The organism is Bradyrhizobium sp. CCBAU 11386 (genome assembly GCF_028128955.1).
Taxonomy (GTDB): Bacteria; Pseudomonadota; Alphaproteobacteria; order Rhizobiales; family Xanthobacteraceae; genus Bradyrhizobium.
The window spans coordinates 15,943-37,687 of record NZ_LBKA01000234.1 but is presented as its reverse complement, the minus strand read 5'-3'; the positions used below and the strand labels follow the sequence as shown (position 1 = coordinate 37,687).

Below are 21,745 nucleotides of genomic sequence, written 5' to 3'. Positions count from 1 at the left end.
GCATGCTGCCCGCCGTCCGTCTCATCTCGGAAGCTGCTGAGCTGGCCGCGCGCCGGCACAACGGCATGGCGCGCAAGGGGCGGGGGAACGAGCCTTACATCAATCATCTGGCTGAGGTCGCGAACCTGCTTGCGAGGGCGACCGATGGTGGAGATGCCGAGCTGGTCGCAGCGGGCTGGTTGCATGATGCGATCGAGGACACCGAGACCACGCGCGAAGAGCTTGCACAGAGATTCTCAGATCGCGTTGCGTTTCTCGTCGTCGAATGCACCGACGACATGAGTCTGCCGAAGGCCGAGCGGCGACGACGACAAGTCGTCGATGCGCCGAAGAAGTCGGCTGACGCCAAGCTCATCAAAATTGCCGACAAGATCAGCAATATCGAGGCACGTATTCGTCCCAACCCCAGCAGTGAGGAGCGTGCCGACCTGATCGAATACACCGATTGGGCCGAGCAGGTGGTCGCTGGCTGCCGCGGGGGCAATCCCTACCTCGATGAGAAGTTCGACGATGCGGTGCAACGAGCGAGGGCCTCGCTGTGAGCACTCATACAACATTCAAACGCAAACGGGGCTTGTGATGTCCGTCAAGATAAAGCGTTCCGTCTATGCCGACATGTTCGGCCCGACCACCGGCGACAAGGTGCGGTTGGCCGACACCGATCTCATCATCAAGGTGGAGAAGGATTTCACCGTCTATGGCGAGGAGGTGAAGTTCGGCGGCGGAAAGGTGATCCGCGACGGCATGGGGCAGTCGCAGGTCACCAACAAGCAGGGCGCGGCCGACACGGTCATTACCAACGCGCTGATCGTCGATCACTGGGGCATCGTGAAGGCCGACGTCGCCATCAAGGACGGCATGATCTCCGCGATCGGCAAGGCCGGCAATCCCGACATCCAGCCGGGTGTCACCATCATCATCGGACCCGGCACCGACGTGATCGCGGGCGAGGGCAAGATCCTCACCGCCGGCGGCTTCGACAGCCACATCCATTTCATCTGCCCGCAGCAGATCGAGCATGCGCTGATGAGCGGCGTCACCTCGATGCTCGGGGGCGGCACCGGTCCCTCGCACGGCACCTTTGCGACGACCTGCACGCCGGGCCCGTGGCACATGGGGCGGATGATCCAGTCGTTCGACGCGTTCCCGGTCAATCTCGGCATTTCCGGCAAGGGCAATGCCTCGCGTCCCGCGCCGCTGGTCGAGATGATCAAGGGCGGCGCCTGCGCGCTGAAGCTGCATGAGGATTGGGGCACCACGCCGGCTGCGATCGACAACTGCCTGTCGGTGGCCGATGATTACGACATTCAGGTCATGATCCACACCGACACGCTGAACGAATCCGGCTTCGTCGAGGATACGATCAAGGCGTTCAAGGGGCGGACCATCCACGCCTTCCACACCGAAGGCGCCGGCGGCGGTCACGCCCCTGATATCATCAAGGTCGCAGGGCTGAAGAACGTGCTGCCGTCATCGACCAATCCGACGCGGCCGTTCACCCGCAACACCATCGACGAGCATCTCGACATGCTGATGGTGTGCCACCACCTCGATCCCTCGATCGCGGAAGATCTGGCGTTCGCCGAAAGTCGTATCCGCAAGGAGACGATCGCGGCAGAGGACATCCTGCACGATCTCGGCGCGCTCTCGATGATGTCCTCGGATTCCCAGGCCATGGGCCGCCTCGGCGAGGTGATCATCCGCACCTGGCAGACCGCCGACAAGATGAAGAAGCAGCGCGGGTCGCTGCCGCAGGACAAGGGCAAGGACAACGACAATTTCCGCGTCAAGCGCTACATCGCCAAATACACGATCAACCCTGCGATCGCCCATGGCGTCTCGAAGCTGATCGGATCGGTGGAGAAGGGCAAGCTCGCCGATCTCGTGCTGTGGTCGCCGGCCTTCTTCGGCGTCAAGCCGGACTGCATCGTCAAGGGCGGCACGATCGTCGCCGCGCCCATGGGCGATCCCAACGCCTCGATCCCGACGCCGCAGCCGGTGCACTACCAGCCGATGTTCGGCGCCTTCGGCAAGGCGCGCACGGCGTCTTCCGTGGTGTTCACCTCCAAGGCCGCGATCACCGGCGGGCTGGCGCGCAAGCTCGGCATCGAGAAGAAGCTCTATGCCGTCCAGAACACCCGCGGCAGGCTCTCCAAGAAGAGCATGATCCACAACGACGCCACACCCAAGATCGAGGTCGATCCGGAGACCTATGAGGTCCGCGCCGACGGCGAGCTCCTGACCTGCGCGCCCGCCGAAGTGCTGCCGATGGCGCAGCGATATTTCATGTACTGAAATAGCGCCCCGGTCCCCGGAGCATGTCCGGGGACGGTTTTACGGTTTTGCGTTCGATCCCACCTGGTCTAATGTCCCGCCCGGTATCTTGAACCCAGAAGAAAAGCCGGGAGGATTTCTCGTGATCTACGTCGTTGCCACCTTGACCATCAAGCCCGAGACGCGCGCCGAATTCATTGCAGCCGCCACCGCCTGCATCAGGGAGACGCGGAAAGAGCCCGGCAATATCGCCTATGATCTGCATGAGAGCGTCACCGATCCGACCAGGATGGTGTTCGTCGAGCAGTGGGAGAATGCCGAGGCGCTGGTGCCGCACCGTGGCATGGAGCACATGAAGACGTTCGGCCGCGTTGCGGTGAAATGCTTCACGGCGCCGCCGAAGATCGAAGTGATCACGCCCGAGAAGGTCGAGACACGGTAACAGGGTAGAAGCCAATGATCCGGGCGACGCAGGTTAGGGGACAGCACCGCTTCACCGAAGCACCAGCGGACACGGTCGTGCTCGATTTCGACGATCGGCACCGCCGCCGCATGGCGATGACGGGGACGCGGGGGCTCGAATTCCTGCTCGACCTCGAAAACGCCGTTGCACTGCGCGGCGGCGATGCGCTGGTGCTGGAGGACGGCCGGCTGGTCGAGGTGGTCGCGGCGCCCGAGCCGCTGCTGGAGATTCGCGGCCGCGATCCGCACCACCTCATCCGCGTCGGCTGGCACCTCGGCAACCGTCATCTGCCGACGCAGATCATGGCCAAAGCCTTGCGCATCCGCCGCGACCACGTCATCGAGGCCATGGTGAAGGGTCTCGGCGCGCGTGTCGTCGAGATCGAGGCGCCGTTCGATCCCGAAGGCGGCGCCTACGCCGACGCCGGTCATGCGCACGGGCACGATGACCATGCGCATCTTGATCACGGCCATCACCATCACGATCATGGCGACCATCATCATGATCACCACGGTCATGACCACCACGGCCACGATCACCATGACCATGACCATGATCATGCCGCGCATGACCATGGGCACGATCACCATCATCACGACGAGCATTGCGATCATCCCGATCACCACCACGGCCACAAGCATGCTCATGACCACAAATGAGCCGGTCAATGCCGGTGACCTCGCCGCGCGCGAGGCGGCGGCGCTGTACCGGCTGATGACCTGGCTGTCGCCGGCGTTTCCCGTCGGCGGCTTCTCCTATTCCAGCGGTATCGAATGGGCGGTCGAGGCGGGCGATATCACCGACACGGCGACGCTCGCCGACTGGCTCGATGCGATGCTCGGCGACGGTTCGGGCTTCTGCGATGCGACGTTCCTGGTCCAGGCCTATCGCGCCACTGAAGCGGGCGAGGAGACCGCCTTGCGCGACATCGCTGAGCTCGCGAGCGCCTTCGTGCCGTCGCGCGAGCGGCAGCTCGAAACGAGCTCGCAGGGCCGCGCCTTCATCGACATCGCCCGCGCCGCGTGGGATGCGGAGGGGCTGGATGCCATGGTTGCGGCATGTAGCACGCCATTGGTCTATCCCGTCGCGGTCGGTGTGGTCGCCGCAATGCACGGCGTTCCGCTGGCGCCGACGCTGCACGCCTTCCTGCACGCTGTGGCCTCGAACTGGATTTCCGCGGCCAGTCGCCTCATTCCGCTCGGCCAGACCGACAGCCAGCGCGTGCTGGTGCGGCTGGAAGCTGCGGTTGCCGCGACCGCCAATCGTGCGCTGAGCGCGACGCTGGACGATCTCGGCAGCGCGACGTTTCGCGCCGACCTCGCCAGCCTGCGGCACGAGACGCAGTATACGCGGCTGTTTCGGTCGTGAGCGGGTCGCGCCGCATTCCGTCGTCCCGGCGAAGGCCGGGACCCATAACCACAAGTCTTTGTGGCGATACAGAACTGCGGCCACAGCCTACCGCATCAATTGAATTCGGTGGCTATGGGTCCCGGCCTTCGCCGGGACGACACTAGGAGAGAGCGAGCTACATGTCGAAATCTCACGGCCCCTTGCGTGTCGGCATCGGCGGTCCGGTCGGATCGGGCAAGACCGCGCTGATGGATCTGCTCTGCAAGACCATGCGCGAGCGCTACGACATCGCGGCGATCACCAACGACATCTACACCAAATGGGATGCGGAATTCCTGGTGCGTTCGGGCTCGCTGACGCCGGATCGCATTGCCGGCGTCGAGACCGGCGGCTGCCCGCACACAGCGATCCGCGAAGACGCCTCGATGAACCTCGCAGCGGTCGCGGACATGCGCGCGAAATTCCCCGGCCTCGACCTCGTGCTGATCGAATCCGGCGGCGACAATCTCGCTGCCACTTTTTCCCCGGAGCTTGCCGACCTTACCATCTACGTGATCGACGTGGCGGCCGGCGACAAGATCCCGTCCAAGGGCGGCCCCGGCATCACCCGGTCCGACCTCCTGGTCATCAACAAGATCGATCTTGCGCCCCATGTCGGCGCCTCCCTGGAGAAGATGGAGACGGATGCCAAGCGCATGCGCGGCGCGCGCCCCTTCGTCATGACCAACCTGAAGAAGGGCGAGGGGCTCGACCGCATCGTCGGCTTCATCGAGGCCAAAGGCGGCCTGAAACGGGCGGGCTGACGGACGCGACGACTTGGCACAGGCGTTTTCCGCCGTTAACGCCTGAGGCAGGACCGTATCCGCGGAACAAATTTCGGACACGGCGATTGAATACCTCCGGTACCCGGGGCAAATCCATTCCGGCCGGACGACCGGCCGGGCGGATTAAGCTTTTCAGGCGACCCAAGTTGCGTACTGATGCCTCCTCCTCCATTATCTCCGCCATCGGGGTTCATCCTGTTTCGGCACTTGGCCGTTCGAGCGGCGTTCATATGCTCCGTGTTTATTGCCGACCTCCTGCTTCCGTCTGAGTAGTCGCGTGGTCCGGCTGGGTTTCATCATCGGCTTCATTGCCCTGCTCGGAGCCTTGCTTTCCGGGCTTGCCGCCTATCGCGTCCACGACCAGGAGCTGGCGCTGGACCGGATCGCGCTCGCGCGTGCGATCGACGTCCATGCGAGCCTGGTGCAGGACCGGCTGACCGAGCGCGAGCTGCTCGCGCGTGTCGCCTCCGGCCTGTTCCGCGCGCCATCGGTGCTCAAGCCCAACATGCTGGAGCCGCTGCGCTCGGCGATCTACGCCTTCAAGACCGATTTCGTGGTGGCCGGCTGGGTCGCCCGGCTCCAGCCGAACGAACTCACTGCGGCGCAGGCGGCAATCGCGGCCGCCGGCTTCCCGAAGCCGCAGATCCGTGACTACAGTGACAAGCCCATCGCCCCCGCGAGCCTCACCCATCCGATCGACGTGCTGATGGACCTCGAGCCGCGCAGCGACGAGACCAAGGCGCTGCCCGGCCGCAGCTATGACCAGGATCCGGTGCGCAGCGCGATGCTCGCCCGGGCGAGGATCGAGAAGCGGTCGGTCGCCTCCGACCCGGTGCCGCTCCTGCGCGCGAACGGGCCGGTCGGCGTCATCGTGGCTGCTCCCGTGATTCCCGAGGGGGCAACGGAGCCGGCCGGGTTCGTCACATTCTCCTACGAGCTCGCCTCGCTGATGCTGACCAATGACGACATGTCGTTGTTCGCGGTCGCGCTCAAGGATCCGCGCAAGGACGGCGGCGAGCTCGTCGCCAACGACCAGGGCATTGTCTCCACGCGCATGACGGAGGTGGACGGGCCGGCGCCATCGGCGACGCGCACCGTGAGCTTCGGCGGCCGCGACTGGCAGCTCGGCTATTACGCCAAGACCAACTCGGCGCGGCGCGCCGAGCAGACTGCGATCATCGTGGCGGCGATCGGCTTTGCGATCACCGCGATGGTGTGCGGCCTGTTCGGCTATGTCGCCTACAACAATTTGAGGCTCAGCCGGGAAATCCAGGTGCGGATCGGCTTCGAGCGCCGCCTGACCGCCGTCATCGACGAGCTCAACCACCGGGTCAAGAACATCCTGGCGGTGATCCAGTCGATCGTGACGCGCACGCTGCGCCACGGCTCGGACATCGACGTCGCGCGCGAGCTGCTGATCGGCCGCATCCACGCCATGTCCAACGTGGTCTCGCTGCTCAGCGAGAGCCAGTGGCAGGGCGTCAAGCTGAAGGGCCTGTTCGAGGCGCGCGCCATTCCGCATGCGGACCGCATCGCCGTCACCGGTCCTGACATCGCGGTCAGCGCGCGCGCGGCGCAGAGCCTGTCACTTCTGTTCTTCGAGCTCGCCTCGCATTCGGACGAAGGCTTGTCGCTGGTCGGCAAGCATCCGCACATCACCGCCAACTGGACGGTGACGGGCGAGGAGTCCGAGGAGGTCTTCCATTTCCGCTGGGAGGAGTTCAACACCAGCGAGGCGACGCGCCGCCCCGATTCCGATTTTGGCCTGATCCTGCTCGACCGCGTCGCGCCCGAAGCGCTCGGCGGCACCGCCAAGCGCTACTTCACCGACGTCTCCTACGTCTACGAGCTGACCGCTCCGATGGAGACGGTCGTCGACATGACCGAGCGCGACCGCACGGACAAGATCTCGGCCCCGGTGAGGCCCGTGCGATAAACCTCGCGCACTTCAGCTCGAGGTCGGTCGAGCAGCGATTGCGGTCATCTCGAGCTTGACGCCTGAACCGAGATCGGCCACGCCGACGACGGCGCGTGCCGGCAGATGGGCTTCGGCAAAGTGCGCTTTCCAAGCCGCATTGAACGCAGCCTTCTCGCCAAGATTCGTAACGAAGATGGTCACCTGCAATACGTTGGCCAAGTCGGATCCAAGAGTCTTCAGCAGACGCGACAATTGGCCAAGCACATCGTTTGCCTGACCTGACATGTCAAGGCTCGTGTCCTCGGCGACGATTCCGCCGATGTAAAGCACGCCTCCATGCTCGACTATTTCGTGGAGCAATCCTTCGTATGGCAAGATGCGTTTGATCATGATGAGACTGATGCTCCTCTGGGAAAAGACGTGAGATGTCCGCGCGTTCTTATCACCAAGGCGTGGAACTTGAGTCGGGGACGGACGGCAGGCATTTTCTGCGCCTGATCTAGACCTTCGGCCGCAATACGAGATCGACGAGATTGCGTGCGTAAGCCGGCGTGATCGGCGCGATGCCGAAGACGTAGCGGTAGAACAGGCCGCCATAGATCGCGTCGTAGAGGTCTTCGGGCGCCCCTTCGGCCAGGACGCTGCCGTCCTTCTGGCCCGCGGCGATCATCTCCACCAGCGCGTCGCGGCGGAATTGCAGATAGCGTGCGTAGAACAGCTCTGCCGAGCCGGTCTTCGAAATGCATTCGGAGATGACGGCGAGCTGCACCTTGCCAAACTCGCCCTGGAGCGCCTCGGCATAGGCCGAGGCATGGCGGCGCGCGCGTGCCGCGGGCGTGCCGGAGCTCACCGGGGGCAGCGGCAGCATCTGCGCGGCATGGTGGAGAAAGGCGTCGATCAGCAGCGCCTCGCGCGACGGCCACCATTTGTAGATCGTCATCTTGGAGACGCTGGAGTGGCGCGCGACCGCATCGATGGTGGTGGCGGCAAGGCCGGTGGCGGCCATCAGCGCGTAGGCGCTTTCGAGGATGGCGTTGGTGGTCTCGATCGACCGCGGCCGCCCGCGCCGGGGCGCGTTGTCAGCCTCTTCACCCCCGCCTTTCGCCATCGCCACGCCAAGTCTCCTCACGCAGAGTCCCTCCGCATAGCGCAGCCACAGGTCTCGGCCTAGCAGAATCGCACGATTATGTTGTCAGGTCTGCTGCCGCAGGGCCGCAGGCAGGTCCTGCCGTTTCGACCAGGTGATGTAATAGGCGACCGCGGTCATCGCCGCGAAGCCAACGATGCTCACCGCCACCTGCATCACCACCAGGTTCGGCCCGGTGATCAGGAGGAGATGGCCGGCGAAGGAGAGAAACACCGCGACGCAGAACACCGCGAGCCATTCCTCGCCGCATATGATCACCGCCTGAAGCGGCCGCCATTTCAGGCCGGGATGATCGGCCGGAATGAGATGGGTCGCAATGAGCGCGAGCGCGAGGAAGTGGACCACGCGATAGAGCGCGAGGTTTTCCTTGTCGGTCGGCGCGATGCTGTTGAGAAGGAGGTCCGGCACATGGGCAGACAGCGCCGGCGAATGGCGCATCAGGGTGACGGCCATCGCGAAGACGAGGTAGGCGCCTGCGAGGATCCGCAGCCAGGACATGCCACGCAGCGCACGGCCGGCGGCGCCAGTCACGGCGAACCAGCCGCCCAGCACCATCAGCATCTGCCAGCACAGCGGATTGAAGGTCCATTCCTGGTCCGGATAGACCCGGAAATTCCAGTCGAACCAGCGCGCCGCGACGTACAACCCGACCGATGCCGCCAGCGTCAGGTTCGGCCGTCGCAGCAGCCCCCACAGCACGAACGGAAAGAACGCCATCAGCGGGATCATCAGTTGCAGGAGGTCGAGGTTCAGCGGCTCTTCCTGGAGCACCAGGCCACGGACCAGGATGCGCAGCGGGTGCTCGAGAATGCCTGAGATGTTGTATTCGTGGATGATCTCCGGCGCCATCGATTGCGAGGCGACGTAGGCGATGGCGTCGATATAGATCACGAACAGCACGACATAGGCGGCGTAGAGCCGCCAGACCCGGCGAAAGACGCGCGTTGCCGCGACGACGTAGCCGCGCTCAAGCGCCATCCTGCCGTGGATGATGGCGACGCCGTAGCCCACCACGAACACGAACAGGTCGGCAGCGCCGCTGAAGCCGAAATTGCGCAGCGTCAGCAGGTTGACGACGTTGTTCGGGATGTGGTCGACGAACACCGACCAGTTGGCGATGCCGAGCGTCAAATACAGCCTGGCGTCGTGATGGAATGCGGCGAGGTTCGCCTTGACGGACGGGTTCATCGCGAAAATGACTTTTTGGAATCACGGGCGCTGCTTTTAGCGGCAACTGCCTGCCTATCCGAGTAGCGTTTGCGTGAGTAGGTCAGGTTTGTCCCGACTGACGAAAAATTACGCAAGACGCGCCGGTGCGTTCGCGTGTCCGCCCCTAGCCCGTCTGGGACGCAATTTTTGCAAAGAACGAGGATCTGCCCTGCGGTCGCGGCCCGCGCCTCCGAAGTCGGCGCCCCCTGGCGGTGTGAGGTTCACCGTCCGCGCGCTCGGACCCTCCATGATCGCCCTGCCGGCAACTGGGGATAATTCAAATCGGGCGTGGTGCCCGTACCGTTACTCGGCAGGTTCAGCCGATGCCTCGTCGGATACGCCGGCCCGGCTCGCCATGATTCCGAGTGCGACGCCGCCGATCGCCAGGATCGGCAACAGCCGCTTGATCCCGATGGCGCGAACGATCTGGAGTCCCGTGGCGAGCAGCACGGGATCGGTGAGCATGCTCGAGGCCGCCGACTTCGCGGCGCGCTCGGCCGCGATTTGGGCGCGCTTCTGCACCTCGCGCTTGTAGCCCCAATAGGTGCCCGCCGCGGTGAGCGTCAGCAGGAAGAAGATGCCGGCGCCGGCAAGGCAGGCCTGTACCGGGCCGTATTTTTCCAGCACCGAGATGAACGCGGCCGCGCAAAGAAAGCACGTCGTGATGAAGAGCGCGAATGCGGCGCCTGCGGCGAGCGACGTCAGACGGACCGTCGTCCCCGTCGATGCGCTGATGCCGTCGATAATGCGCTGAAACATGCCCTTGCTCCTCAATCACCCACAAGCCTGAGGCGACGGCGGCCGCGCCGCCGCGATCTCAGGGACCGTCCCGCGCTTTACCGGCGCCAGGCGAGGCCGATCAGGAAGCCGATGCCGAGCGCGATACCGACGGTCGCGAGCGGCCGCGCGGTGATGGCGTCTTCCAGCGTCTCCTCGATCGAGCCATAGGCATCCTGCGCCGCGCCCATCATCGCGCTGCCGCGCTCGGACATGTCGTCGAGCGTCGAATCCACGTTCTCGCGCGCTTGCTTGTAGCCGCGCCGGGCCTGCTTTCCCGCCGAATTGGCAAAGGTATTGAGCGCGTCGGTTATCTGGTCGGTGAGGGCGGCGATATCGTTTTTCACGGCTGCTACATCCTTCTCGAGGCGTTCTGCGGTGGCTTTGTCGATCCAGTCTCTCATCCTGGTGTCGCCGTCGGCTATTGACATCGCAAACTCCGAATTGTTGGCGGTGAGATGGGCGGAAAACGTTTCGTCGTGACGGAAGTTCCGTTCGCGGGAGCCCGTCACGCCTGCGGGAGCTGCGGCGAATTCTCCGGCAGCAGATGCTCCTTCAGGATAAGCCCCACGATCAGGAGCGGCGACGACAGAAACGCACCCATCGGTCCCCACAGCCAGGTCCAGAAGGCCAGCGCGATGAAGACGGCGAGTGCGTTCAGCGACAGCCTGCGGCCGATGATGGTCGGCGTGACGAAGTGTCCTTCCAGGAAGGTGATGCCGCCGAAGGCGAGCCCCGCCATCAGTCCGCCGCCCAGCGTCGGGAAGGCGACGAGCCCCACCACGATCAGGACGATGAACATCGCGACCGGTCCTATGATCGGGATGAAGTTGAGCGCAGCCGCGAGTGCGCCGAGCCCGGCCGGATTTGGCATGCCGGTGATGGCGCAGATGATGCCGGTCGCGACGCCGACGCCGATGTTGATGACGGTGACGGTCAACAGGTAGTTGCCGAGGTGAACCTCGATCTCGTTGAGAATCCGCAGCGTGCGCAGCCGCGCGTCGCGGTCGCCGAAATTCATGATCAGCGCCCGCCGCAGGTCGCGCCAGCTCGCGATGAACAGGATCAGGGTGGCGAAGAACAGCAGGAATTCGGCGAAGGTGGGCGACAGGAATTCCAGCGTCGGCTGCACCCATTCGAATTTCGGCAGCGGGAAGCTTGGCAGCCCCTCGGAGCCGCCGACCATGGTCTGCAGCTCCCGCCACAGGGCCAGCGGTCGGTCGAAGACGTGCAGCTTGTCCTTCAACTGTGCGCCCAGCTCCGGCAGGCGCGAGCTCCACTCCATCGCGGGCGCGGCGATCAGCGCGATGACGAAGGCGACCACGGTGGTCACCGCGGTCACGATCAGCACGGCACCGAGGGCGCGCGGTACGTGCTGCCGCTCCAAAAGGGATGCGGCCGGCGACAGCATGGTGCCGGCGACCATGGCCATCACGACCGGGAGGAAGAACGCCTTGGCGATGTAAAGCACCGCGACAATGGCGATCAGGAGCAGACCGGCGAGCGCAAAGGCGACGAACTCGGTGCGGCGGATCACCGGCGGCAGCTCGCTATGGCTGTCGGGGAGTGGGGCGCCTTCGCCGTTGCCGGAAATCAGACGTTCACTGGGAAGGACGCGCACAATCTCTCTCCCGCACGGAGGTCTCCGGCGCCCATTGGTCATCAGAAAACGCCGGAGGGGCGCCGCTGTTCCATCGCGGCTTCGTGAAGTTGCGCTCGCTTGACTGTGACGCCGCTGCCGCAGAGGGCGGCGGAACTTGAGCTGGCCCGGCTGCGTTTGTCCGAAAGCCGCATCACTCGAGATGCATCCATCCAACGGGGCAGCACATGACAAAGGTCTCTCCAGTCCGTCGCCGCTTCTCGCCGCGCGCCGCCACCGCGTTTGCCTTCGCGGCCGCTCTGCTCGCTGTGCCCTTCGCTAGCGCAAGCGCGCAGACGCTGGGCTATGTGCCGATGCTACCGCAGCCGTATCCGCTGCAGCCGCAGGCGTATCAACAGGGGCCGAGCTATTCGCACGGCTATGTCGGCGAGCCGGCGCAGACGGCTGACGAGGATGCCCAATTGCCCGATCGGCTGCGCAAGCAGGTCGTCAGCTTCGACCGCGGCGAGCCGGCCGGCACGATCGTGATCGATACCGGCAATACCTACCTGTACTACGTGCTCGGCAACGGCCGGGCGATCCGCTACGGCGTCGGCGTCGGCCGCGAGGGCTTCACCTGGTCGGGCGTGCAGAGCGTGAGCCGCAAGGCGGAATGGCCTGACTGGCATCCGCCGGCCGAGATGATCGCGCGCCAGCCCTATCTGCCGCGCTTCGTCGCCGGCGGGCCCGGCAATCCGCTCGGCGCGCGCGCGATGTATCTGGGCTCGAGCGAATACCGCATCCACGGCACCAACGATCCCACCACCATCGGCAAGTTCGTGTCCTCCGGCTGCATCCGCATGACCAACGAAGACGTCTCCGACCTGTTCAGCCGCGTCAATATCGGCGCCAGGGTCGTGGTGCTGCCGAAGAGCGTGCCGCTGATGGCGAGAGGCGGCGACCCCATGCGCAAGCGCCCCGCGGCGGCGACGCTACCCTCGGGCCGGCAGGCCCTGAACATCTCGACGTCGGCCGTGAACTGAGAGTTGGGTGAGAGCACATGAAGAGACGTTCGATCAGTAAACTGGCCGGTGGCGCGGCGGCGTTCTTGGCCACCGCATCCCTCGGCCTCGCGCTGATGCCGCCGGCGCATGCGGAGGATTTCTTCTCGACGCTGTTCGGGGGCTTCCGGATGCGCCCGCCGCCGGAGATCCGGATGCCGTTCCCTGACGACATGCCGCGCTACGACACGCCGCGGCAGCGGACTTCCTATGGCGGCGGCGCCGCCTATTGCGTGCGCGGCTGCGATGGCCGTTACTTCCCCGCGCAAGGAAACGACGCCGAGAGCAAGGCACGATCCTGCAAGAGCTTCTGCCCGACCTCGGAAACCTCGTTGGTCTATGGCAGCAACATCGAAGACGCCACGACCGAGGGCGGAAAGTCCTATTCCGACCTGCCGAACGCCTTCCGCTACCGCAACGAGATCGTGTCGGGCTGCACCTGCAACGGCAAGGATCCGGTCGGCCTTGCCCAGATCAAGGTCGAGGACGACCCCACCTTGCGCAAGGGTGACATCGTCGCGGGCGCCGATGGCCTGGTGGTCGCCGGCCGCAACGCTGGCGATCGCCGCGGCGTCGCGATGAACTTCTCCCCGCTGCCGGACTCGATCCGCGCCAAGTTCCGCCAGGTGCCGGTGGTGGCGAAGGAGTAGTGGGCGTTGGCTGAGTTGCCAAGCTAGTAGCCCAATGAAGATTGTCGTCTCGGCCTTCGCCGGGACGACACCGAGAGTGTGGCGCCGCCGTACCTTACGCCGCGCGGATCTTGCCGAGGAAGCCGGTGACGTCCTCGCCGAGCTGGCGGCTCTGGCTCTCCAGCATCTCGGAGGCGTGTTTGACGTTGTCCGCGGCCGCCGCGGCGGCGTCCGCATCGGCCTTCACGCCGGTGATGTTGTCCGAGACGTTCTTGGTGCCCTGTGCCGCAAATTGCGTGCTGCGGGTGATCTCCTGCGTCGCCGCGCCCTGCTCCTGCACGGCGGCTGCGATCGCGGTTGCGACCTCGTTCACTTCGCCGATGATGCCGCCGATGGTCTGGATCGCGTTGATGGCGTCGCCGGCCACCCGCTGGATGTCGGCGATCTGCTCGGAGATCTCCTCGGTGGCCTTGGCCGTCTGGCTTGCCAGCGACTTCACCTCGGAGGCGACCACGGCAAAGCCGCGGCCGGCTTCGCCGGCGCGCGCCGCCTCGATCGTGGCGTTGAGCGCGAGCAGATTGGTCTGCGCCGCAATGGTGTTGATGAGGCCGACGACCTCGCCGATGCGTCCGGCGGATTTTGCCAGGCCCTGCACGGTGCCGTCGGTTTCGCGCGCCTGGGTGACGGCGCGGCCGGCGATACCTGCGGCATGGGCGGCCTGCTGGCTGATGTCGTTGATGGAGGCAGAGAGCTCTTCGGCGGCGGCTGCCACGCTGTCGACGCTCATGGAGGCGTCATTGGAGGCCTTGCCGGCGACCTGCACGCGGTCGTTGGTCTGGCGTGACACCGCGGACAGATCGCCCGAGGTCTTGCGCATCTCGCCGGAGGCCTCGCTCAATTCGCCGAGCGTCTTGCGCACCGCGCCCTCGAACTCGCCGACATAGACCTCGATCGCGCGCTGGCGTGCCGAAGCGCCCGCATTGCGCGCGCGCTCCTGCTCCTCGATCTTGAGCTTGTCGGTCGCCTGCTGCTTGAAGGCTTCCAGCGCGCCGGCGAGCGCGCCGATCTCGTCCTTGCGGTCGAGATAGCCGCTGTCCACGGCAAGGTCGCCGCCGGCGACCTTCAGCATGGCGTCGCGGATGGTGTTGAGCGGATGGATGACGCGGCGGTTGACCAGCATGATGGCGCCCACGGCGAGGGCGATGGCGAGCGTCAGAAGCGCGAGCTGCATGATGAGTGCGCGTTGAGCTGCGGAGCGCTGTTCCAGCGTATGGCTCTTGGCGGCGTCGAGTGCCGTCTCGGCGACGGCAACCGCGCTGGCCAGACGGCCCACCGTAACCGGTGTCCATTGGTTCGCAGTCATCTCGGCCTTTTCGCCATTGGCAAGCGTATTTACCAGGCGGTCGCGAAGGGCCAGATATTGCGGATCGAAATAGGCGGTCTTGGCCGTCGCCACGGCGGACGACAGTGCGGGCGGGAGCTGCATGCCCGACGTCGACAATTCCAGCGCCTTCCACATCGCGCTCGTTCCGCCGACAAATTGGGTATAGGCGAGGCGGGCCTCCGGCGCGATGCGGCCGGTGTTGAGTCCGATCGAGACGATCAGCGAGGCTTCGCCCGCGGTGTTGCGCAGCAGCCAGGCGCTCTGCTTGATCGACAGCAGCTGGTCGATCACGGCGTCCTGGTGGTTGACGGTGGCGGCCAGGACGTTCGTGAGCTTGTCGAGCATCTCGAGCAGGCCCTGCGTCGTCTCCATATATTCCTTCGGCAGGCCCGCGCGGCGCTGGTTCTTGGGCTTGGCCACGTCCTCCCAGAACTGCTTCTGCTCCTCGCTCAGCAATTTGTAGAGACGCGCGAGCTCCGGCACCAGCGTGCCGGACTGCGGAAAGTCCATGGCCGGCAACAGCTCCAGCGCGCGTGCCATCGCCGGCATCTGGGCGTCCCGGATCGCACGCAGATATTTCTCGATCTCGGGGTCCATCGGGTCGGTCGAGTTGAGGAGCCGGTTGGTGGTCGAGCGGTCGGTGCGCAGATTGTGCATCGCCTTGAACAGATCGGCGGAGGCGTCGGCGGTCTGCGAAATGCGGTTGGCGGTCTTCAGCCGATCCCAGGATTCATAGGCGGTGAGCGAGAGCGCGATCACCACGCAGACCGACGTGATCGCGATCACCGCCTTCAGCAGCGCGGATACGGTCAGACGATTGAGCATCGAGGTCCCCCCAAATTCCCATTGCAAAGTTCGTGAAGACGCCCGGCAACATCGGCAAACGGGGGGCGCGGCAGATCGGCAATCGCATGCCGTTTGCGCCACAGGGGCCAAACGGTTTCTGCATCTGAAAGGAAAAGGGTAAAGTTTTAGGCAGCCGGCCTGCCGGTAGAAGTACGCATTTACTAGAAGTTGCAATGGGTTGCCCGGATGGAACCGGCGCGCGAGACAGACGTTAGGATATCGTTAGCAATCTGCCTGAAGGGGGCCTCGCGATGCTGGTCGGCGTACTCGTCACCTTTCTCGTCGTCATTCTCGTGCTCTATCTCATCAACATGTTGCCGATGGACGGCCGCGCCAAGCAGATCGCGCGCGTGGTCGTTATCATCATCGGTGTGGTGTCGCTGTTGAAATATCTCACGGTATTCTAGCGAGACGTCGTTGCAGCCCGGATGAGCGAAGCGACAGCCGGGATGCCACAATCAAGGACCCGGAGGTCCCCTCGCTCATCCGGGCGACGGATCGTCCAACGAAAAGCCCCGGCGTAAGCCGGGGCTTCATTTGCCGCGTCTAGTGCAGCGTCTTGAGCCAGTCGTCGACGTCCTGACGAACCTGGTCCTTGGCCTTGCCGTAGCGCTCCTGGAGCCGGCCTTCGAGCTGTTCGCGGCGTCCCTCGATCATTTTGAGGTCGTCGTCGGTGAGCTTGGCCCACTTCTCCTTGGCCGAACCCTTGAACTGCTTCCAGTTTCCTTCGATGCGGTTCCAGTCCATGACCATCTCCCGTTGGTTGATGGCCCGACAACGCGAGCGGTGCGCACCCGTTCCTCCTCGCGCCGCGACGTTTCGCCCAACAAAAAAGCCCCGGCTCGCGCCGGGGCTTTTGACATTTCGGTGACCGGGCTTAGCCCGCCGCCTTCGCCTCGCGGCGGCGCGCGGTGAGGATGTACTCGGTGTAGCCGTTCGGCTGCTCGCGGCCCTTGAAGATGAGGTCGCAGGCGGCCTTGAAGGCGACGCCGTCGAAGGCGGGCGCCATCGGCTTGTAGATGGCATCGCCCGCGTTCTGCTTGTCGACGACGACGGCCATGCGCTTCAGCGACTCCATCACCTGCGCCTCGGTGATGACGCCCTGGTGCAGCCAGTTGGCGAGATGCTGGCTGGAGATGCGCAAGGTGGCGCGGTCTTCCATCAGGCCGACATCGTGGATGTCGGGCACCTTGGAGCAGCCGACGCCCTGGTCGATCCAGCGCACGACATAGCCGAGGATGCCCTGGCAGTTGTTGTCGATCTCCTGCTTGACGTCGTCGGGCGCCCAGTTCGACTTCGACACCGGAATGGTGAGGATGTCGGACAGCTTCGCGCGCGGTCCGCCCTTGGTCAGCTCCTCCTGGCGCGCGATGACGTTGACCTGGTGGTAGTGCAGCGCGTGCAGCGTCGCGGCGGTCGGCGAGGGGACCCAGGCGGTGGTGGCGCCGGCCTGCGGATGGGCGAGCTTCTGTTGAAGCATGTCGGCCATCTTGTCGGGCGCGGCCCACATGCCCTTGCCGATCTGGGCATGACCGGGCAGCCCGTCGATCAGGCCCATGTCGACGTTCCAGTCCTCGTAGGCCTTGATCCAGGCCTGCGCCTTCATCTCGTTCTTGCGGATCATCGGGCCCGCTTCCATCGAGGTGTGGATCTCGTCGCCGGTGCGGTCGAGGAAGCCGGTGTTGATGAACATGATGCGCTTGGAGGCGCGCTGGATGCAGGCCTTGAGGTTGACGGTGGTGCGTCGCTCCTCGTCCATGATGCCGACCTTGAGCGTATTCTCCGGCAGTCCGAGCATCTTCTCGACGCGGTCGAAGATCTCGCAGGTGAACGATACCTCGTCCGGGCCGTGCATCTTCGGCTTGACGATATAGGCCGAGCCGGTGCGGCTGTTCTTGATCGTGGAGTTGCCCTTGAGGTCGTGGATGGCGAGCAGGCCGGAGACGGCGGCGTCTAACAGGCCCTCCGGGACCTCCTCGCCCTTGTCGTCCAGCACCGCATCGGTGAACATGTGGTGACCGCAATTGCGCATCAGCAGCAGGCTGCGGCCGTGCAGCTTGACCTCGCCCTTGTCGTCCGGCGTCTTGTAGCTGCGGTCGGCATTGAGCGAGCGGGTCAGCGTTTTGCCGCCCTTCTCGAAGTCGGCCGAGAGCGTGCCGTTCATCAGGCCGAGCGTGTTGCGGTAGACCAGCACCTTGTCCTCGGCGTCGACCGCGGCGACCGAGTCCTCCATGTCGAGAATGGTCGAGACCGCGGCCTCCATGACCATGTCGGCGACGCCGGCGGGATCGTCCTTGCCGATCGCGCTGCTGCGGTTGATCGTCACCTCGACATGCAGGCCGTTGTTGACGAGCAGTACCGCGCTCGGGGCGGCCGCATCGCCCAGGAAGCCTGCGAATTGCGCCGCGTTCTTCAGCGCGGTCGCATTGCCGCTCTTCAGCTTCACCGCGAGCTGGCCCGCGACGACGCTGTAGGCGGTGACGTCGGTGTGGCTGCCGGTCGCGAGCGGCACGGCGGCGTCGAGGAAGGCCTTGGCCTTCGCGATCACCTTGTCGCCGCGCGCCTTGTTGTAGCCCTTGCCGCTCTCGGAGGGATCGTGCGGAATGGCGTCGGTGCCGTAGAAGGCGTCATAGAGCGAGCCCCAGCGCGCATTCGCCGCGTTCAGCGCATAGCGCGCATTGGTGAGGGGCACGACGAGCTGCGGGCCGCAGATCTTGCCGATCTCCTCGTCCACATTGGCGGTCTCGACCTTCTGCGTCGCCGGCTCCGGGACGAGATAGCCGATCTCCTTCAGGAAGGCGGTATAGGCATTGAGGTCGAACGCCTTGCCCTTGTTGGCGCGGTGCCAGTCGTCGATCTTGGCTTGCAGCGTGTCGCGCACCGCGAGCAGCGCCCGGTTCTTCGGCCCAAGGTCCTTGATGATGGCGGCAACCCCGGCCCAGAACGCATCCGGCGCGATCCCGGTTTTCGGGGCCGCTTCCTTGGCGATGAAGTCAAACAGGACGGGAGCGATCTTCAATCCGTGGGCGTCGACGCGTTTCATGATGGTCTTTCTTGTTGGAAATGGCTGTTTTTGGCTGCTTTTGACCCGACAGCAGCAAAATGCGCTCCAAGGGAGCGGCTTTCGGGGTCCTATTAGCCCCAAAATCGAGGCCATGAGAAGACCCCCAGGGGTTTGTCAAAATGTCAAGAAGAGGTGCGGGCCGGCAGCATTGCACGATCGAGCCCGACTGCCTGCCACACGCACAAATGCGCTCCCTCCCCCCTTGCGGGGGAGCGCGGGGGAGAGGGGTAGCCCAGGAAAAGGTGTGTCAGTCGGCCAGAAGAATTTTTGCCGACTGGAGAGAGTCCCCGTGTGGACCCCTCTCTCCCTAGCCCTCCCCCGCAAGGGGGGAGGGAACGCGGCAGTGCAAGCGGATGAGGCGAGCCTCAAATATTCGCGGCGAGATCCACGACTTCGTCGAACAGCACGCCGGTGGTCTTCAGCATCTGTTCGATCTCGTCCGCGGCCTCGGCGACCGTCCGTGTCGAGGTGTCGATCACGAGCTCGGCCGCTTGCGGAGCCTCGTAGTCGTTGCCGATGCCGGTGAACGACGCCAGCGCGCCGGCGCGGGCCTTCTTGTAATGGCCCTTGGGGTCGCGCTCCTCGCAGACGCCGGCCGGTGTCGCGACATGGATCTCGCGGAACGCGGTGTCGGCGATGCGGCGCGCGGTGGCGCGGTCCTCGCGGGCGGGCGAGACGGCGGCGACGATGGCGATGTGGCCGTTGCGGGCGAGATGGGTCGCGACTTCGGCCAGGCGGCGGATGTTCTCGCTGCGGTCGGCGGCGGAGAAGCCGAGATCGCTGTTGAGGCCGGCGCGCAGCGTGTCGCCGTCGAGCAGGATCGGCGAGCCACCATTGGTGAACAGCCGCCGTTCCAGCGCCTTCGCCAGCGTCGACTTGCCGGAGGCCGGCAGGCCGGTGAGCCAGACCACGGCACCGTTGTGGCGGTAGCGCGCGGAGCGCTCATCCAGCCGCAGCGCCGATTCCACCGGCACGATGTCCACGGGCACGGCGCGCTGGCCGGCATCGACCGACAGCACGAGGCCGCCGCCGGCGATGCGCCCGGAGACCTCGATCACGAGACGTCCGGTGCGCGGATTCTCGGTGTAGGGATCGGTGGCAATCGGATTCGAAAGAGAGATGTCGATCTCGCCGACATGGTTGCGGCCGATCGCCTTGTTCTCGACGCTCGACAATTCGCCCGGGTCGACCGCCTTCTCGATGGCGACGACGGTGGCGCGGCTTTCCTTCGGTCCGCAGCGGACCAGGAGCTGGTCGCCCTTGGCCAGCGGCTTGTCGTGCAGCCAGAAGATGCGCGCGCGCAGACGGCGCGTCTCGCGCGGGGCACTGCCTGCATGCGCGACGATGTCGCCGCGCTCGATGAACAATTCGCGGTCGAGCGTGATGCCGACCGAGCGTCCCGCACCCTGACGTCCGGCAATCGGCGTCGCCGGCCAGCTCTCGACCGTCTTGATCCTGGCGATCTTGCCGGCCGGCATGATCACGATCTCGTCGCCGGCAATCAGGCTGCCGGATTCGATGCGGCCCGCCACGATGCGGCGGTCGTCGAACTTGTAGATCGCCTGCACCGGCAGCCGCAGCGCCAGCGCTTCCAGCGGCCGCGCCGGCTCGAGCTGGTCCAGCGCCTCGACCACGGTCGGTCCCTTGTACCAGCCGATGCGGTCGGTGCGCATCGCGACACCATCGCCGTCGCGGGCGGAAATCGGGATCACGGCCGTCGGCGTCACACCGAGGCTTTGCAGATGCGCCGAAATCTCGTCGCTGATCTCCTTGAAACGCTCGGCGCTGAAGTCCACGCGGTCCATCTTGTTGACGACGATCGCGACCTGCTTCACGCCGAGCAGATGCAGGAGATAGCCGTGCCGCCTTGTCTGGTCGCGCACGCCCTCGAGCGCGTCGATGATCAGCACCGCGCCGTCGGCCTGCGAGGCGCCGGTGATCATGTTGCGCAGGAATTCGGCATGGCCGGGCGCGTCGATCAGCACGATGTCGCGCGAATTGGTGCGGAAGCGGATCTGCGTGGTGTCGATGGTGATGCCCTGGTCGCGCTCGGTCTGGAGCGCGTCGAGCAGGAACGACCATTCGAACGGCATGCCGCGCCGGGCGCTGACGGCTTTCAGCATCTCCAGCTTGCCGTCGGGCAGGCTGCCGGTCTCGTGCAGCAGGCGGCCGACCAGCGTCGACTTGCCGTGGTCGACATGGCCCACGATGACGATGCGGACCTGCGGACGGGTGGTGCCGTTCGGGGTCGCGGGCGAAGCGGGGGTGACGATCATGTTCATGGCCGCGTTGCGTCCTGAGGTCAGAGATAGCCGGCGACACGCAGACGCTCGAAGGCGTCCTCGGTCTCGTGGTCGAGCGCGCGTCCCGCGCGCTCCGGCACCTTGGTCTGCTCGAGCTCGACCAGGATCTCGTCGATGGTCGATGCGGCCGAAACGACCGGATTGGTGATGTCCTGATCGCCCAGCGAGCGGTAGCGCTTGCCGTCCTGCGAGAGATAGAGCGGGATGATCGGGATGTTCTCGCGCTTGGTATAGGCCCAGATGTCGGCCTCGGTCCAATGCAGGATCGGATGGATGCGCAAATGCGCGCCTTGCGGCGGCGAGGCGTTGAAATGATCCCAGAACTCCGGCGGCTGGTCGCGCACGTCCCAATTGCCTTCGAGACCGCGCGGCGAGAACACGCGCTCCTTGGCGCGGGTGGCCTCCTCGTCGCGGCGGATGCCGGCGATCAGGCCGTCGAAGCCGTATTTGCCGAGCGCCATCTTGAGGCCTTCGGTCTTGCGCGCGGCGGAACGGGCGGCCGGCGGCAGCGTTGGGTCGACGGCATCGATGGGCGGGCAGGGCTCGACGCGCAGGTCGAGATCCCACTCCTTGCCGTAATGATCGCGGAAGCGATACATCTCCGGAAACTTCTTGCCGGTGTCGACATGGAGGGCCGGAAACGGCATGCGGCCGAAGAACGCCTTGCGCGCCAGCCAGATCATGACGTTGGAGTCCTTGCCGAGCGACCACAGCAGGGCGATCTTCTTCAGGCGGGCGAAGGCCTCGCGGAAAATGTAGATGCTCTGCGCCTCGAGCTGGTCCAGATGGTCCATGCTGGGCGCAACATCTGCAGAAAATTCTTGCGAGCCCGAGCGCCTGACGTGGGCGGGGCTGCTCACTCCGACAGCTGCGGAATCGTCCTTGAGAAGATGCATCTCTGCCACTTTGCGTTTGGA

21 protein-coding genes are annotated in these 21,745 nt (G+C 65.2%); 10 read left to right on the top strand and 11 right to left on the bottom strand.

Features of this window, described 5'->3' with window-relative positions:
• The first annotated feature begins 2 nt into the window (after positions 1-2).
• The 7 genes from XI09_RS23695 to XI09_RS23665 all read left to right on the top strand — a co-directional run bounded on the left by XI09_RS23695 (position 3) and on the right by XI09_RS23665 (position 6,847).
• Positions 3-542 carry an HD domain-containing protein gene (locus tag XI09_RS23695; protein ID WP_271569008.1) on the top strand — a complete coding sequence of 180 codons (540 nt, stop codon included), beginning with the start codon at positions 3-5 and terminating at the stop codon, positions 540-542.
• A 37-nt stretch (positions 543-579) separates the two neighbouring features.
• Positions 580-2,295 carry an urease subunit alpha gene (gene ureC / locus XI09_RS23690; protein WP_271569007.1) on the top strand — a complete coding sequence of 572 codons (1,716 nt, stop codon included), beginning with the start codon at positions 580-582 and terminating at the stop codon, positions 2,293-2,295.
• Positions 2,296-2,416: 121 nt separating this feature from the next.
• On the top strand, positions 2,417-2,716 hold the full coding sequence (locus tag XI09_RS23685; RefSeq protein ID WP_271569006.1) for a putative quinol monooxygenase: 300 nt from the start codon (positions 2,417-2,419) through the stop codon (positions 2,714-2,716).
• 14 nt (positions 2,717-2,730) lie between these two features.
• Entirely contained in the window at positions 2,731-3,396 is a 666-nt protein-coding gene (ureE, locus tag XI09_RS23680) for an urease accessory protein UreE (RefSeq protein ID WP_271569005.1), read from the top strand.
• Complete coding sequence (locus XI09_RS23675; RefSeq protein ID WP_333939130.1) at positions 3,377-4,105, top strand: urease accessory protein UreF; 729 nt, start codon at positions 3,377-3,379, stop codon at positions 4,103-4,105. The genes ureE and XI09_RS23675 overlap by 20 nt, the downstream gene beginning before the upstream one ends.
• A 161-nt stretch (positions 4,106-4,266) precedes the next feature.
• On the top strand, positions 4,267-4,890 hold the full coding sequence (gene ureG, locus XI09_RS23670; RefSeq protein ID WP_271569004.1) for an urease accessory protein UreG: 624 nt from the start codon (positions 4,267-4,269) through the stop codon (positions 4,888-4,890).
• A gap of 298 nt (positions 4,891-5,188) precedes the next feature.
• Positions 5,189-6,847, top strand: a complete 1,659-nt coding sequence (locus tag XI09_RS23665; RefSeq protein ID WP_271569003.1) for a CHASE domain-containing protein — start codon at positions 5,189-5,191, stop codon at positions 6,845-6,847.
• 12 nt (positions 6,848-6,859) lie between these two features.
• Here the strand turns inward: XI09_RS23665 and XI09_RS23660 are convergent, their stop codons facing one another.
• The 6 genes from XI09_RS23660 to XI09_RS23635 form a co-directional block, all read right to left on the bottom strand.
• Complete coding sequence (locus XI09_RS23660) at positions 6,860-7,219, bottom strand: RidA family protein (protein ID WP_271569002.1); 360 nt, start codon at positions 7,217-7,219, stop codon at positions 6,860-6,862.
• 109 nt (positions 7,220-7,328) lie between these two features.
• Entirely contained in the window at positions 7,329-7,937 is a 609-nt protein-coding gene (locus XI09_RS23655; RefSeq protein WP_271569045.1) for a TetR/AcrR family transcriptional regulator, read from the bottom strand.
• A gap of 84 nt (positions 7,938-8,021) precedes the next feature.
• Positions 8,022-9,164, bottom strand: coding sequence for an OpgC domain-containing protein (locus tag XI09_RS23650; RefSeq protein WP_271569001.1), 1,143 nt, complete (start codon positions 9,162-9,164; stop codon positions 8,022-8,024).
• A gap of 324 nt (positions 9,165-9,488) precedes the next feature.
• A complete protein-coding gene (locus tag XI09_RS23645; RefSeq protein ID WP_271569000.1) occupies positions 9,489-9,944 on the bottom strand; it encodes a hypothetical protein in 456 nt (151 codons plus the stop codon).
• Between the two features lie 77 nt (positions 9,945-10,021).
• A complete protein-coding gene (locus XI09_RS23640; protein WP_271568999.1) occupies positions 10,022-10,393 on the bottom strand; it encodes a DUF883 family protein in 372 nt (123 codons plus the stop codon).
• 77 nt (positions 10,394-10,470) lie between these two features.
• Positions 10,471-11,583, bottom strand: coding sequence for an AI-2E family transporter (locus XI09_RS23635; RefSeq protein WP_271568998.1), 1,113 nt, complete (start codon positions 11,581-11,583; stop codon positions 10,471-10,473).
• Between the two features lie 206 nt (positions 11,584-11,789).
• Between XI09_RS23635 and XI09_RS23630 the strand changes: the two genes are divergently transcribed.
• On the top strand, positions 11,790-12,584 hold the full coding sequence (locus XI09_RS23630) for a L,D-transpeptidase (protein WP_271568997.1): 795 nt from the start codon (positions 11,790-11,792) through the stop codon (positions 12,582-12,584).
• A 17-nt stretch (positions 12,585-12,601) separates the two neighbouring features.
• Positions 12,602-13,252: a DUF2865 domain-containing protein gene (locus XI09_RS23625; RefSeq protein WP_271568996.1), complete on the top strand. Its 651-nt coding sequence runs from the start codon at positions 12,602-12,604 to the stop codon at positions 13,250-13,252.
• A 94-nt stretch (positions 13,253-13,346) separates the two neighbouring features.
• Here the strand turns inward: XI09_RS23625 and XI09_RS23620 are convergent, their stop codons facing one another.
• Positions 13,347-15,440, bottom strand: coding sequence for a methyl-accepting chemotaxis protein (locus XI09_RS23620; protein ID WP_271568995.1), 2,094 nt, complete (start codon positions 15,438-15,440; stop codon positions 13,347-13,349).
• A 272-nt stretch (positions 15,441-15,712) separates the two neighbouring features.
• Between XI09_RS23620 and XI09_RS23615 the strand changes: the two genes are divergently transcribed.
• Positions 15,713-15,868 carry a Thivi_2564 family membrane protein gene (locus XI09_RS23615; protein ID WP_011084288.1) on the top strand — a complete coding sequence of 52 codons (156 nt, stop codon included), beginning with the start codon at positions 15,713-15,715 and terminating at the stop codon, positions 15,866-15,868.
• Positions 15,869-16,007: 139 nt separating this feature from the next.
• Here XI09_RS23615 and XI09_RS23610 read toward each other — a convergent pair whose 3' ends face one another.
• From XI09_RS23610 to cysD, 4 genes are all read right to left on the bottom strand, one after another.
• On the bottom strand, positions 16,008-16,208 hold the full coding sequence (locus XI09_RS23610) for a CsbD family protein (RefSeq protein ID WP_271568994.1): 201 nt from the start codon (positions 16,206-16,208) through the stop codon (positions 16,008-16,010).
• Between the two features lie 130 nt (positions 16,209-16,338).
• Entirely contained in the window at positions 16,339-18,504 is a 2,166-nt protein-coding gene (locus XI09_RS23605) for a malate synthase G (RefSeq protein WP_271568993.1), read from the bottom strand.
• A gap of 386 nt (positions 18,505-18,890) precedes the next feature.
• Entirely contained in the window at positions 18,891-20,807 is a 1,917-nt protein-coding gene (gene cysC, locus XI09_RS23600; RefSeq protein ID WP_271568992.1) for an adenylyl-sulfate kinase, read from the bottom strand.
• A gap of 20 nt (positions 20,808-20,827) precedes the next feature.
• Entirely contained in the window at positions 20,828-21,622 is a 795-nt protein-coding gene (gene cysD / locus XI09_RS23595; protein ID WP_271568991.1) for a sulfate adenylyltransferase subunit CysD, read from the bottom strand.
• Positions 21,623-21,745 lie beyond the last annotated feature (123 nt).

Excerpts from the sequence above, each read along its gene's own strand:
- XI09_RS23695 (WP_271569008.1), top strand. The coding sequence starts at position 3 with ATGCTGCCCGCCGTCCGTCTCATCTCGGAAGCTGCTGAGCTGGCCGCG.
- ureC (WP_271569007.1), top strand. The coding sequence starts at position 580 with ATGTCCGTCAAGATAAAGCGTTCCGTCTATGCCGACATGTTCGGCCCG.
- ureE (WP_271569005.1), top strand. The coding sequence starts at position 2,731 with ATGATCCGGGCGACGCAGGTTAGGGGACAGCACCGCTTCACCGAAGCA.
- XI09_RS23675 (WP_333939130.1), top strand. The coding sequence starts at position 3,377 with ATGCTCATGACCACAAATGAGCCGGTCAATGCCGGTGACCTCGCCGCG.
- ureG (WP_271569004.1), top strand. The coding sequence starts at position 4,267 with ATGTCGAAATCTCACGGCCCCTTGCGTGTCGGCATCGGCGGTCCGGTC.
- XI09_RS23660 (WP_271569002.1), bottom strand. The coding sequence starts at position 7,219 with ATGATCAAACGCATCTTGCCATACGAAGGATTGCTCCACGAAATAGTC.
- XI09_RS23655 (WP_271569045.1), bottom strand. The coding sequence starts at position 7,937 with ATGGCGAAAGGCGGGGGTGAAGAGGCTGACAACGCGCCCCGGCGCGGG.
- XI09_RS23650 (WP_271569001.1), bottom strand. The coding sequence starts at position 9,164 with ATGAACCCGTCCGTCAAGGCGAACCTCGCCGCATTCCATCACGACGCC.
- XI09_RS23645 (WP_271569000.1), bottom strand. The coding sequence starts at position 9,944 with ATGTTTCAGCGCATTATCGACGGCATCAGCGCATCGACGGGGACGACG.
- XI09_RS23640 (WP_271568999.1), bottom strand. The coding sequence starts at position 10,393 with ATGTCAATAGCCGACGGCGACACCAGGATGAGAGACTGGATCGACAAA.
- XI09_RS23630 (WP_271568997.1), top strand. The coding sequence starts at position 11,790 with ATGACAAAGGTCTCTCCAGTCCGTCGCCGCTTCTCGCCGCGCGCCGCC.
- XI09_RS23625 (WP_271568996.1), top strand. The coding sequence starts at position 12,602 with ATGAAGAGACGTTCGATCAGTAAACTGGCCGGTGGCGCGGCGGCGTTC.
- XI09_RS23620 (WP_271568995.1), bottom strand. The coding sequence starts at position 15,440 with ATGCTCAATCGTCTGACCGTATCCGCGCTGCTGAAGGCGGTGATCGCG.
- XI09_RS23615 (WP_011084288.1), top strand. The coding sequence starts at position 15,713 with ATGCTGGTCGGCGTACTCGTCACCTTTCTCGTCGTCATTCTCGTGCTC.
- XI09_RS23610 (WP_271568994.1), bottom strand. The coding sequence starts at position 16,208 with ATGGACTGGAACCGCATCGAAGGAAACTGGAAGCAGTTCAAGGGTTCG.
- XI09_RS23605 (WP_271568993.1), bottom strand. The coding sequence starts at position 18,504 with ATGAAACGCGTCGACGCCCACGGATTGAAGATCGCTCCCGTCCTGTTT.
- cysC (WP_271568992.1), bottom strand. The coding sequence starts at position 20,807 with ATGAACATGATCGTCACCCCCGCTTCGCCCGCGACCCCGAACGGCACC.
- cysD (WP_271568991.1), bottom strand. The coding sequence starts at position 21,622 with ATGGACCATCTGGACCAGCTCGAGGCGCAGAGCATCTACATTTTCCGC.